This is a genomic window from Sulfitobacter sp. 1A13368 (assembly GCF_043557275.1).
GTDB classification, from domain to species: Bacteria; Pseudomonadota; Alphaproteobacteria; order Rhodobacterales; family Rhodobacteraceae; genus Sulfitobacter; species Sulfitobacter faviae.
The window spans coordinates 158,375-171,089 of sequence record NZ_JBIFFR010000006.1; the positions used below are offsets into that span (position 1 = coordinate 158,375).

Annotated in this window: 11 protein-coding genes; 1 reads left to right on the plus strand and 10 read right to left on the minus strand. The window is 62.9% G+C overall.

Annotated features, from left to right (window positions below):
• Positions 1–7: 7 nt before the first annotated feature.
• The 5 genes from ACGYK4_RS13455 to ACGYK4_RS13475 all read right to left on the minus strand — a co-directional run bounded on the left by ACGYK4_RS13455 (position 8) and on the right by ACGYK4_RS13475 (position 5,736).
• Positions 8–1,345 (minus strand): amidase, encoded by a 1,338-nt coding sequence (locus tag ACGYK4_RS13455; RefSeq protein ID WP_394456960.1) that lies wholly within the window; start codon positions 1,343–1,345, stop codon positions 8–10.
• Positions 1,346–1,352: 7 nt separating this feature from the next.
• Positions 1,353–2,771, minus strand: coding sequence for a TRAP transporter large permease subunit (locus ACGYK4_RS13460; RefSeq protein ID WP_394412425.1), 1,419 nt, complete (start codon positions 2,769–2,771; stop codon positions 1,353–1,355).
• Positions 2,768–3,352: a TRAP transporter small permease subunit gene (locus ACGYK4_RS13465; RefSeq protein WP_093928097.1), complete on the minus strand. Its 585-nt coding sequence runs from the start codon at positions 3,350–3,352 to the stop codon at positions 2,768–2,770. The genes ACGYK4_RS13460 and ACGYK4_RS13465 overlap by 4 nt, the downstream gene beginning before the upstream one ends.
• Before the next feature lie 75 nt (positions 3,353–3,427).
• Positions 3,428–4,558, minus strand: a complete 1,131-nt coding sequence (locus tag ACGYK4_RS13470) for a TRAP transporter substrate-binding protein (RefSeq protein ID WP_067266961.1) — start codon at positions 4,556–4,558, stop codon at positions 3,428–3,430.
• Between the two features lie 230 nt (positions 4,559–4,788).
• Positions 4,789–5,736, minus strand: a complete 948-nt coding sequence (locus tag ACGYK4_RS13475; RefSeq protein WP_394456961.1) for an SDR family oxidoreductase — start codon at positions 5,734–5,736, stop codon at positions 4,789–4,791.
• A gap of 154 nt (positions 5,737–5,890) precedes the next feature.
• On the opposite strand from ACGYK4_RS13475, the gene ACGYK4_RS13480 reads away from it, so the two are divergent.
• Positions 5,891–6,784, plus strand: a complete 894-nt coding sequence (locus tag ACGYK4_RS13480) for an AraC family transcriptional regulator N-terminal domain-containing protein (RefSeq protein WP_394456963.1) — start codon at positions 5,891–5,893, stop codon at positions 6,782–6,784.
• Between the two features lie 24 nt (positions 6,785–6,808).
• Here the strand turns inward: ACGYK4_RS13480 and ACGYK4_RS13485 are convergent, their stop codons facing one another.
• From ACGYK4_RS13485 to ACGYK4_RS13505, 5 genes are all read right to left on the minus strand, one after another.
• On the minus strand, positions 6,809–7,948 hold the full coding sequence (locus ACGYK4_RS13485) for a M20/M25/M40 family metallo-hydrolase (RefSeq protein ID WP_394431939.1): 1,140 nt from the start codon (positions 7,946–7,948) through the stop codon (positions 6,809–6,811).
• A 69-nt stretch (positions 7,949–8,017) separates the two neighbouring features.
• Complete coding sequence (locus ACGYK4_RS13490; RefSeq protein ID WP_394456965.1) at positions 8,018–9,190, minus strand: M20 aminoacylase family protein; 1,173 nt, start codon at positions 9,188–9,190, stop codon at positions 8,018–8,020.
• On the minus strand, positions 9,187–10,872 hold the full coding sequence (locus tag ACGYK4_RS13495; RefSeq protein WP_394431943.1) for an ABC transporter ATP-binding protein: 1,686 nt from the start codon (positions 10,870–10,872) through the stop codon (positions 9,187–9,189). The genes ACGYK4_RS13490 and ACGYK4_RS13495 overlap by 4 nt, the downstream gene beginning before the upstream one ends.
• Before the next feature lie 3 nt (positions 10,873–10,875).
• Positions 10,876–11,763, minus strand: coding sequence for an ABC transporter permease (locus ACGYK4_RS13500; protein WP_394450528.1), 888 nt, complete (start codon positions 11,761–11,763; stop codon positions 10,876–10,878).
• Position 11,764: 1 nt separating this feature from the next.
• Positions 11,765–12,706, minus strand: a complete 942-nt coding sequence (locus tag ACGYK4_RS13505) for an ABC transporter permease (protein ID WP_067266948.1) — start codon at positions 12,704–12,706, stop codon at positions 11,765–11,767.
• Positions 12,707–12,715: the final 9 nt, after the last annotated feature.

Consider the following 12,715-nt stretch of genomic DNA (forward strand, 5'->3'; position numbering starts at 1 on the left):
CTCATCCTCATTCAGTTGCACCATCGGCCCAGTCGAAAAGCCACTGGGCGCTGCGCATCAGACGCCCATCCTGGCCGTGACCGCCGACCAGTTGCACCCCCATCGGCAGCCCCTCTTCCGAGGTCATCAACGGCAGGGTCACACAGGGGCTGCCGCAGAGCGTCCAAAGACCGTTGAAGATCGGATCGCCGGTGGTCTCCAACCCGCGCGGCGCGGGGCCGGTTGCCGCGGGGCAGAGCAGCACGTCGCAACGGGTCAGCAACTCTTCGAGTGCGGCGGTCAGCACCTTGGGCAGGTCGCGGGCCGATTGGTAATCGCGGGCCAGCACCTTATTGCCCGCCTCCATCGCCTCCCGTGCCACGGGTGAGAGTAGCTCGGCCCCGTCGCGCAGATAGGGGTAGAAGTGATAGGCCATCTCGGCAAAGTTGATGCGTTTGCGCGCCTCGGCGGCCTCGCTGAAGACCGGCGGCAGGGGCATCTCGAAAGCCTGATCGCCAAGGGCTGCGACCAGTTCCTCGAAAGCGGCGTGCAGTTGCGGATCGGCCTCCTCCCACCCCGGCGGGCGGACAAAGCCGAAAACCGGCGGGATCGGCGGCGCGCTGCTCGCCTCGGCCAAGAGCGCGGGGGTCGGGGCAAGCTCGGTCGCGCGGTCTTCGGGGTCATAGCCGAACAGCACCTCGGCCAGCAGCGCGGCCCCGGCGGGATCGCTGGCAAAGACGCCGATGGTGTCGAGCGAGGGCGATTGCGTCAGCACCCCCCGGCGCGGGATCGCGCCGAAGGTTGGTTTGAACCCGGTAACCCCGCAAAAGGACGCAGGCCGGATCACCGACCCGCCGGTTTGCGTGCCGATGGCCAAGGGCACCATCCCATCGGCCACCGCCGCCGCCGAGCCTTGGGACGAGCCGCCGGGGCTATGCGCCGGATTATGCGGATTGGTGGTCTTGTTCGGATGCATGAAGGCCAGTTCGGTCGTGACCGTCTTGCCCATGATGATCGCGCCTTCGGCCCGCAGCCGCTCGACGATGAAAGCATCGCGCAGCGGCACGCGCCCCTTGTCCTGCGCCGCGCCGTTTTCGGTGGGGATGCTGCGCGTGTCGATCACGTCTTTCAGCCCCACCGGCAGCCCGTGCAGCCGCCCCAGCGGCCTGCCCGCCCGGCGATGATTGTCGAGCGTTCGGGCCTGCGCGCGGGCAAACTCGGGGTCGAACCACGCCCAAGCGCCCACCACCTCCTCGCGCGCCTCAATCCGCGCGATGTAGCTTTCCACCAGCGCCAGCGCATCCAATGCGCCGGTCGCCAAACGGTCCCGCAGTTCGACCACGCCAAGCGCTGCTGCGGCGGTCATCCTTGGCTCAGCGCCCATAGAACACCTCCGGCAGGTAGAAGACGATCTGCGGGAAGACATACATCAAGATCATCGACAGGATCACGCAGAACAGGAAGGGCATGACCCCCGCGAAGATCTGCGTCAACCGCAGCTCGGGCGGGGCAATCCCCTTGAGGTAATAGGCCGACATCGCCATCGGTGGCGTCAGGAACGAGGTCTGCAGGTTCAGCGCCACGAGGATGCCGAAGAACAGCGGGTCGATCTCGAAGACGGCCAGCAGCGGCAAGAAGATCGGCACGAAGATGATGATGATCTCGGACCATTCCAGCGGCCAGCCCAGCAGAAAGATGATGAGCTGCGCAAGGATCAGGAACATGATCGGCGAGAGGTTCAGCGATTGCACGAACTCCGAGATCACATGCTCCCCACCAAGGTAGGAGAACACCGCCGAGAAGGTGTAGGAGCCGACGAAAAGCCAGCAGACCATCGCCGTGGTGCGCACCGTGAGATAGACGCTTTCGCGCATCCGCTGCCATGTCATCGCACGGTAAATGAAGGCAAGGAAGATGCCGCCAAGCGCGCCGATCGAGGCCGCCTCCGTCGGGGTGGCGAGGCCGAAGAGGATCGAGCCCAGCACCGCAAAGATGAGGAAGGCCAGCGGCAGGAAGGAGGTGGCGATCATCAGCAACAGCTTGCCCATCGGCATGTCCGGCACCTCATCCGCCGTGGGCCGCGGGGCCGAGGAGGGCTGCAAGAGAGAGCGCCCGATGATGTAGATCAGGTAGAGCCCCACCAGCGTCAGCCCCGGCAGGAGTGCGGCCGCGTAAAGCCGCACGATGGAGACATTGGTCGCCGCTGCATAGACGATCAGCATGATCGAGGGCGGGATCAGGATGCCCAGCGTGCCCCCCGCGCAGATGATGCCGGCGGCAAAGGACGGGTTGTAGCGCGCCTTCAGCATCGCGGGCAGGGCCAGAAGCCCCATCAGCGTCACCACCGCGCCGACGATGCCCGTGGCGGTGGCGAAGAGCGCGCAGGTGATCAGCGCCGCGACCCCCATGGAGCCGGGGATGTTCTTGGAGGCGATGTTGAGCGTGGTGAACAGCCGGTCGACGATATTCGACCGCTCCACGATATAGCCCATGAAAAGGAACAGCGGCACCGCCGTGAGCACTTCGTTCGACATGACCGTGAAGGTCTGGTTCACGAAAAGGTCGAATATTCGGTTGTTGAAAAACCCATCTATCCAGGTCGACCATTGCTCCCATTGGCCGGCCCCCTCGTCCAGCCGGTCGAAACTGCGCCACATGCGGCGCGCGTCGAAATAGGCGTAATAGCCAAAGCCGATGCCCATCGCCATCAGCGTGAAAGCAATCGGAAACCCTAGGAAAACAAAGACGATGAACAGCCCAAGCATCATCAGGGCGATTTGCGGATCGGTCATGTGAGATGGCCCTTTTCGGCCTTGTTGGCTTCGCGCATCATGAGGTCTTCGGTCTCAAAGACGTCTTCCTCGGCTTCCAGCCAGTAGTTGGAACGTATGGCGATGAGACAGCGGCAGACCTGCGCGATGCCTTGGATGAACAGCAGTATCCCCGCCGCCACGATGATCGCCTTGAATTGATAGATCGGAACCCCCGCCGGGCTGTTGACCGACACCTCGCCGTATGACCACGAGCGGGCGGCATATTTCCAGCCTGCGAGGATCAGCGCGGTGACGCCGGGGAAAAAGAAGATGATATAGAGCACGAGGTCGATCATGCCTTGGGTGCGCGGCTGGAACAGCCGATAGAGGAAATCCCCCCGCACATGGCCACCCCGCGACAGCGTATAGGCCCCGCCCATCATAAAGAGCGTGCCATACATGATGAAGGACACGTCCAGCGCCCAAGCCGTGGGATTGTTCAGCACATAGCGCACAAAAACTTCGTAGCCCGTGCCGATGGACATCAGCAAAATGAGCCACGCAAAAGCCTTGCCGAACCATGCGGAAAGGTTATCGGCGAACCGAATGAAAGATATCATGATGCCCTCGGTATCTCGCACGAACCCCGGCACGCCATGCGCCGGAGTTCGCGGTGATGTTATGGGTTTGCGGGATCAGAGTTTGATCTTGCCGGGGAAGTAATGCTCATAAGCAAGCCCGTAATCCGGCGAGTTCATCAACTCGTAATAGGCCACGCGGTCGACCCATTCGCGCTGGCTGTCGAGGGTCTTTTTCATGAAGGGATCGGATTCCAACTCGGGGATCAGTTCATCCCATGCTTTGAGCTGCGCATCCAAGATTTCTTTGGACGTGCGCCGCACGGTCACGCCAGCCTCGTTTTGCAGGAACTGAAGGTCCGCCGAATAGCGGTCCATCGCCTTAGCCGTGTTCGCGGTCGAGGCCGCCTCAACCGCGTATTTCAAGATCGCCTGAAGGTCGGGGTCAAGGTCTTCGAGGAACATCTTGGAGAACAGGAACTCAAAGCTCTCGGAGGCTTGGTGATAGGACGACAGGTAGTAGTTCTTAGCCACGTCCTGCGCGCCGAAGTCTTTGTCCGACGAGGGGTTGTTGAACTCAAAGGCGTCGATCACGCCACGCTCCATCGCGGGCACGATCTCACCGCCCGGCAATTGTGCCACCGACATGCCCAGCTTGGCCATCAGATCGGCCGCCAGACCCACGGTGCGGTATTTAAAGCCTTGCAGGTCGTCGACGGTATTGACCTCATTCTTGAACCAGCCGAAGGGCTGAGCGAACATCGGGAAGCCCATGTAGCCCACAACGTCGAGGCCCATGATGTCCTGCGTCAGCTCGTTATAGAGTTCCTGACCGCCGCCTTGATAGAACCACGACAGCATCGTGGTGGCAGAGCCGCCGAAAACCGGGCCGGTGCCAAAGAGCGATGCGGCCTTGTTCTTGCCGTACCAATAGACGGGCACCGAATGCGCCGCGTCGATCAGACCGTCGTTCACCGCATCAAGCACCTGAAACGCCGCGACGACCGCGCCCGCGGGCAGCACATCGACCTTCAGACGCCCGCCCGACATCTCCTCGACCCGCGTCGCATAATCGCGGGCAAAGTCTTGCCAGATGTTCGCGTCGTTCCACGACGTCTGCATCTTGATGACGATCGGCGCTTGGGCCAGCACCGCCGGTGCGGCCAGCATGCTCCCCGTCGCCGCCCCCCCAGCAAGTGCGGACTTCGTCAGGAACGAACGTCGATTGAACTTTTTAGTCTCAGTCATGTTTCCTCCTCCCAGAGTGGCCGCCCCTTTGCTTACTCGAAATACGCTATTGGTCGGGCGACCCGAGATCAGAGACTAACCAAATGATCTCATTTGGCAAGAATTGTCCGCAAGGGACTCTTCAAGTGCAACTTTATTGTGCAAATGCTTCAAAAATCGACACTCTCCTTCGATACTGATGGCCCGCGGATATCGCGCGTTCTGAGCAGGGCGGAGACAGGCCCCGCCCCTCAAACCGCCCATCGAAAGCCTGTTTCCGCCTCGGACCGCTCCCAGAGCCTGACCATCGTCTCTTTGTCATAGGCATAGGGCTCCAACCTGCCGCGCCCGACCGGGCCGACCATCTCCATCCGGCCTGTGGGGCCGTAAAGCGCGCGCTGCTCCAGCCCGTCCTCGGTGGCGCACATGACCTCGGGATAGGCACCACGCTCCGCCGTTTGAACGATCGGCAATTTCGACATCAGCCACCAAGTGAACCGGGTCATCAGCCCGCCGCTGGTGCGGATCAAAGAGGTGGCCGAGGCACCGGGGTGACAGACATAGACCGCCACGTTCCTCCCCGCCCGCGCGACGCGGTCCTGCAACTCATAGGCAAACATCATCTGCGCCAACTTGCTTTGGCTATAGGCCGGGTTGGCGCGGTAATTCTTGTCCCAGTTCATGTCGTCGAACTGGATAGTGCGCAGGCCCATCTTGTAGCCGAGGCTGGCCACCACCACGATCCGCCCATTGCTTTCGTCGATCCGGTCGAAGAGCAAGCCGCAGAGCAGGAAGTGGCCGTAGTGATTGGTGCCGAGCTGGCTTTCGTGGCCCGCCTTGGTCAACTGGCGGTTTGGCACCTGCGCGATGGCGGCGTTGCAGATCAGCGCATCAATGCGGGGAATGTCGCGCAGAACCTCTGCCGCCGCGCGGCGCACCGACGGCAAATCGGCAAGGTCCATCTGCACGAAACGCACCCGCGCCGCCGCGCCAAATTCGTCTTTCAGCTTGGCCACCGCCTCCGCCGACCGTTCCGCGCTGCGGTTCAGCATCACCACCGCGGCACCTTTGCGCAGCAAGGTCCGCGCCGCCTGAAATCCGGCCCCCGCATTGGCCCCGGTGATCACGAAGGTCTTCCCCTCTACCCCGTCAATCCGCTCAGGGGTCCAGCCGTGCGCGCCGAAAGTCTTATCTGTCATGGTCTCGTTCCTTAGCTTTACTGAGGCATCGCGCCCCGTTGACGCTGCAGATAAATCTCATCCCCCTACGGAAATAGACCGAATCGTCGCGATTACTTGCCTGATCCTCTCACAGCCATTGCATTAAACACTCATGCGGCCCTAGTCTGCACGCATGAGCAAAGACCAAATCCGCCATATCATCGAACGGCACAGCCATACCGACGGGCTGACCGAAACCGGCATCAAGGGCGTGCAGTATTTCCGGGCGACCAGCGCGATCCCCTGCGCGCCTGCGGTCTATGAACCCTCTGTCATCGCCATCGTCAGCGGCGCGAAAGAGGCGGTGCTCGACGGTCAGCGCTATGTCTATGACGACAGCCGCTATATGTGCTGCCCCATGTCGATGCCGGTCAAAGCGGGCACGCCAAGCGCCTCGCCCCAGACCCCGCTATTCGGCGTCTACATCGCTCTGGACGCGCGACTTATGGCGGAGCTTTCGCTTGAAATGGAAAGCGCGGGGAGCCTGCTGCCCCCTGCCCCCGCCGACCTGCGCGCCGAGGGAATTAAACTCGCGGCATGGGACGGGGCCTTCTCCGACGCCCTGCTGCGCCTGCTCCAACTGAGCGAGAGCGAAACCGATCGCGCCGTGCTGGCCGAAGCGCGCCTGCGCGAACTTTACTACGCCATCTTGAAAGGAGAGGCAGGGCTCTTCGCGCGGCGGGCCTTCGGGGCGGGCAATGCCGTGGCGCGGGCCATCTCGCATGTCGCGGCCCATCTCGACGCGCCCATCTCCATCGACGCGATGGCCCAACGCGCGGGCATGAGCCGCGCGGTATTTCACCGCAAGTTCAAACAGGTAACGACGATGTCGCCGATACAATTCGTCAAATCCATGCGCCTGAACAATGCCGCCATAAAGATCGCAGGCGGCGCCACGGTCAGCGAAGCGGCAATGGCAGTGGGCTATGTCAGCGCCTCGCAATTCAGCCGAGAGTTCAAACGCATGTACGGCCAATCCCCCCGCGAATGGAGCGACGCGCAGCAGCTAGCAGCGGGGGTGGTTTAGAGGGGGTCTCCGCCCCTCCCCCTCTCAAGCCGTCAGCCGACAGAACAACCCCGCCGCCAGTTTCGCACGTTCGGTGAGACTGTTGACATAGATATGCTCCTGCAACGTATGCAGACCCTTGCCGCGCACGCCGATGGAATCCAGCGTCGGCAGGCCAAGAAAGCCGGTGAAATTACCGTCCGATCCGCCCCCGGCAGAGCTTCCGGTGATCTCGATCCCCAGTTCGCCCCCAATCTCCTGCGCGAGCTTCAGCATCGCCATCGTGCCGGGCTGGTCGGGTTCCCAAACCGGGCGGGTGACGCCGCGGCGGATTTCCATGATCACGTCGCCTTCGTCCGAGTTCAGCGCCATCATCTTTTCCACGCCCGCGTCGAGCTGCTCTTGCGTTTTCGCCATGGTGAGCACTTCGGCATCGCAGACCGAGGAGACGCAGTTGACCCATTGGCCCGCGTGAAAGACCCCAAGCGAGAAGGTGCAATCCTCGGTGGTCATGCCTTCGATCGTGCCCACGGCCTTTGCCATCTCCGCGATGGCCGAGCGGCCTTCGGAGAGCGCCCAGCCCGCGTGGCTAGGGCGGCCCCGGGTCTGGAGGTTGAACCGCGCGATGGCGTAGCGCCCGATCACCGCGCCGCCGTCGGGGCGGGCGGGTTCGGGGACGAGGATGTATTTATGGCGCTTCGCCTCTTCTTCGATCAGGCGACGAGTGGCGGGGGTGCCGATTTCCTCATCCGGGGTGAAAAGCACCGTCACGGGCAGCGGCGTCTCGACCCCGGCGGCCTGTAGCTTGCGCAGCGCATCGAGGTAGACGTAATTGCCGCCCTTCATGTCCATCAGACCGGGGCCGTAGCAGATATCGCCTTCGCGTTTGTAAGGCAGGCTCGCCAAAGTGCCGAGGGGGTGAACCGTGTCCATATGACCCAAAAGCAGAATGCCCCCCTCGCCCGCGCGGGGATGAGGCATCTCCGCGCGGAGGCTGTCGCCCAGCCCCATCGGGCTTGGAATACGCTCTGTCCGCGCACCCAAGACCGCCAGATCGTGCTGCGCCACATCCATCATCCGGTTCACTGCCGCCCCGTCGAATGTGGGGCTTTCAGTTTCGATCCATGGGCGCAGCCCGGTGAGCATCTCTTCGGTATCAAAAGGCAGATCGAGCGGGTTGGTCATGTTCAATATCCTTTCCTCCGCCGCGCGACAGCGGGCGGTTGGCTTAAATTAAAAGAATGGCGCAAGGGCCTAGCCGCCGACCTTTGGCAGGCGCGTCTCGACAATCCGCGCATAGATCGAGGCACCGACAGGCAAAATGGCGTCGTCCAGCACGAAGCCGGGGTTGTGCAAAGGCACGCTACCCGCGTGGCCCACCCGGCAATAGGCGCCCGGCACCACTTTCAGCATATCGGCGAAATCCTCCGACCCGCTGGCCTGTTCGGTCGAGACATGGGCGTTCTCGCCGCCCACCACGCTGGCCGCCGCTTCGACATAGGCGGTGGTCAGTTCGGGGTCGTTCATCAACACGTCAAAGACGTTACGGATGTCGACTTCGATCTCGATCCCATAGGCGCTGGCCATACCGGCGCAGAGTTCGCGCATCCGGGCCTCGGCCATTTCGATCACATCCTCATGGAAATAACGGATCGTGCCCGCAATGCTGGCGGTATCCGGCACCACGTTATAGGCCGAGCCCGCGTTGAACTTGGTCACCGAGAGCACGATCGGCTTGGTCGGCGGCATGTTGCGGCTGACGACGGACTGCAACTGCTGCACCAGCGCCGTGCCGATGACGATGGGATCGCGCGACTGATGCGGCATCGCGGCGTGGCTGCCGGTGCCTTTGACGGTGATGTCAAAGAACGCCGCGCCCGCCATGGCCGCACCGGGGGTGACATTGACCACGCCCGGCTCTGAATTCGGATCGTTGTGCATGCCGTAGATCTCGTCACAGGGGAATTTCTCAAAAAGCCCCTCTTCCAGCATCCGGCGCGCGCCGCCCAAACCTTCCTCTGCGGGTTGAAAGATCAGCACCACGGTGCCGTCGAAATCCCGCGTTTCCGCCAGATAGCGCGCGGCCCCCAAGAGCATGGTGGTGTGGCCGTCATGGCCGCAGGCATGCATCCGCCCGGGGTTGGTCGAGGCATAGGGCACGCCGGAATCCTCCACAATCGGCAGGGCGTCCATATCTGCGCGCAGCCCCACACGGCGGTTGCCGCCGCCCGCGCCCTTGATGATGCCGACAACACCCGTGCCGCCCAGCCCTTCGTGCACCTCGTCCACGCCATAGGCGCGCAGCTTTTCGGCCACGATGCCCGCCGTGCGGACCTCTTCGAACCCCAGTTCGGGATGGGCGTGGATGTCTTGACGGATGGCGGTGAGATCGGCGGCGAAGGCTTCGATCTTGGGAAGGACGGTCATGCGGTGGCTCCTGTCGTCATGGTGGCGCTGCCGAGCGCGCGATAGTTGGCAAAATCCCAATGGCGGCCCGGTGCCGCTTCGATCAGGTTGCGTGTGTAGTCGTGATGCGGGTTGGCCAGCACATCGCCCGCGGGGCCGTATTCCACGACCTGCCCGCGTTGCATGACCAAGACCTCGTCACAAATCTGCGCGGCGACGCGCAGATCATGGGTGATGAAGAGCATGGCGACGCCGAACTTCTCCTGAATGTCATCCAAAAGATCGAGCACCTGCGCCTGCACGCTCACATCAAGGGCCGAGACAGCCTCATCCGCGACCAGCAGATCAGGCTTCATCGCCACCGCACGCGCAATGGCGATACGCTGGCGTTGCCCGCCCGAGAATTGATGCGGATAGCGGTCAAGCGCATCGCGCGGCAGGTCCACCAGTTCCATCAGCTCAGCGGCATGGCGCATCGCCTCTTCGCGCGGGGTGCCGAAGTTGATCGGCCCTTCGCAAAGGCTGCGCGCCACGGTCCAACGCGGGTTGAGCGAACGGTAAGGGTCTTGGAACACGATTTGCAGATGTTTGCGGTGATCGCGCAGCTGACGGCGCGAGAGTTTGGCGATCTCGGTCCCCGCGACACTCACGCTCCCCGCTGTCGGGTCGATCAGCCGCATGATGGCCCGCGCCACGGTGGATTTGCCCGAACCGGACTCCCCCACGATGCCCAGCGTCCGCCCCGGTTTGATGGTAAAGCTGACATCCTGCGCGGCTTTCACGCCCTCGCTGCGGCGCAGGAAACCGCCGCCGCCATAGGTCATGTCGAGCCCGGCCACACGCACCACTTCGCTTTGCGAAGCCGCCGCCCTTGCGGGCCGCGGGGTGAGGTTGGGCACGGCGGTCAGCAGAGTGCGGGTATATTCCTTCTCCGGCTTGGTCAGCAGCTTTTCAATCGGCGCGCGTTCGACGATCTTGCCCTGCTGCATCACCGTCACGGTATCCGCGATCTCGGCCACCACGCCCATGTCATGGGTGATGAAAAGCACGGCGGTGCCGTGGCGCTCCTGCATCTCGGCGATGAGCTTGAGGATCTGCAACTGCGTGGTCACGTCCAGCGCCGTCGTCGGCTCATCCGCGATCAGCAGATCGGGGTCGAGGATCAGCGCCATGGCGATCATGATGCGCTGGCGCTGCCCGCCGGAAAGCTGGTGCGGGAAGGCGCTAAAGATGCGATTCACATCCGGCAGATGCACCTGATCCATCATGTCGAGCGTGCGTTTCTTGGCCTCGGATTGGCTCAGATCGCTGTGCATGTTAAGCACTTCCATGATCTGCTCGCCCACCCGCAGCACGGGGTTCAGCGCGGTCATCGGCTCTTGGAAGATCATCGCGATCCGCCGCGCGCGCAGCTGGCGCATTTGCGCGTGGCTGGCGCTTGTGATCTCGAAATCATCCAGCGTGATGCTGCCGCTTTGCACCTCCAGCGCCGATTTTGGCAGCAGCCCCATGGCCGCCAGCGAGGTCACGGATTTGCCCGAGCCAGATTCACCCACCAAGCAATGCGTCTCGCCCGCGCGGATGGTAAGGTCGATCCCGTCAATCACCGGTTTGGCCTGAGGCCGCCCGGCAAGCCCGATGCGCAGGTCGCGCACTTTGAGCACCTCACGCGCGTCGGAGAAGTCTTTGGTCTTGAACTGCATCTCTCAGCCCTCCCGTTTCTTCATGCGCGGGTCGAGCAGATCGCGCGCGGTATCGCCCAAAAGGTTGATCGACAGGATGCAAAGCGACAGCAGCAGCCCCGGCCAGAAGATCAGCCCCGGCTTGATCTGGAAATAAGTCCGCCCCTCGGCCATGATATTGCCCCATGTGGGGATCTCCGTGCTGACGCCCGCGCCGAGGAAGCTCAGGATCGCCTCGATCAGGATCGCCGAGGCGCAGATATAAGTGCCTTGGACGATAAGCGGCGCCATGGTATTGGGCATCAGGTGCTGGATCAGGATCTTGGGCATCGACGAGCCGAGCGCGATGGCCGCCTCCACATAGGGTTCCTCCCGTGCCGACAGCACGACCGAGCGCACCAGCCGCACCACGCGGGGCACCTCCGGCACCGTGATGGCGATGATGACCGAGCCGAGCGATGGCCCGTTCAGCGCCACCAAGGCAATCGCCAGCAGGATCGCGGGGATCGCCATGAGACTGTCCATGATCCGCATGATGATGCTGTCGGCCATACGAAAGAAGCCAGCCACAAGGCCGATGGCCAAGCCGATAGCAACGCTGACCAAAGCCGCCCCGACCCCGATCAGCAGCGACACGCGCCCGCCGGTCATCACCCGCGAGAAGGTGTCGCGGCCATAGGGGTCGGTGCCCAGAAGATACTCTTCGGAAGGCGGCTTGAGCCGCGCGGCGGAGTTCATCGCCAGCGGGTCATAGGGCACGTAGAGCGGCGCCAAGATCGACGCGAGCACGATGGCCACGAGGATAAGCGCCGCCAGTAGCGGGCCGATACCGACCCTTGCGCCCGCAGGCAGGGAAAGCAGTCCGGTCAGCACCTGAAAGGCGCTGTGACGGGATTGGGGTTGCTCGATCATGTCAGTACCGGATCCTTGGGTCGAAGAATGAATAGGAGACGTCAACCAAGAGGTTCACGAAAACGTAGATGCCCGCCGTCAGCAGTATCATCGCCTGAATGACGGGGTAGTCGCGCGCGAGGATCGCATCGACCGTGAGCCGCCCGATGCCGGGGATGTTAAAGACGCTTTCCGTCACCACCACGCCCGAGATCAGCAGCGCGAAACCGGTGCCGATGATGGTCAGGATCGGCACGGCGGCATTGCGCAGCGCATGGCGGAAGAGCACGACATTCTCGCGCACGCCCTTGGCCCGGGCGGTGCGGATGTAATCTTCGCCCAGCACTTCGAGCATGGAGGCCCGCGTCATCCGCGCGATGAGCGCCACATAGATCGTGGCCAGCGTGAGCGAGGGCAGAATGGCGCGCGAGAAGAACGGCCCGATGCCCTCCGAAGGCGCCTTGTAGCCCTGCACCGGCACCCAACGCAGTTCGATCGCGAAGATTTGGATCAGGATATAGCCGATCACGAAGACCGGCACCGAAAAGCCCAGCACCGAGAAGGACATCACCAGAAAGTCGACCCATGTGCGGTGACGCCATGCGGCGATCACGCCCATCGGCACCGCCAGCAGGACAGAGATGGTGATGGTCATCAGCGCGATGTTGATGGTCGGCCCCAGCCGGTCGCCCAACATGCCCGCCACAGAGGTGTTCGACAAAAGCGATACGCCCAGATCGCCGCGCAGCAATTGCCCGATCCATGTGAAGAACTGTGTCAGCAGCGGATCGTTCAGACCCAGACGGTCACGGATCCGTTCAAGCTGTGCAGGGGTGGCGGCATCGCCGGCGAGAATGGCTGCCGGATCACCGGGGGTGAGACGCAGCAGGAGGAAGACGAAGATGGCGACGATCAGCATGACCGGGATCGTGGCCAAGACGCGCTTCAGGATATAGACGAGCATTTTCCGGAA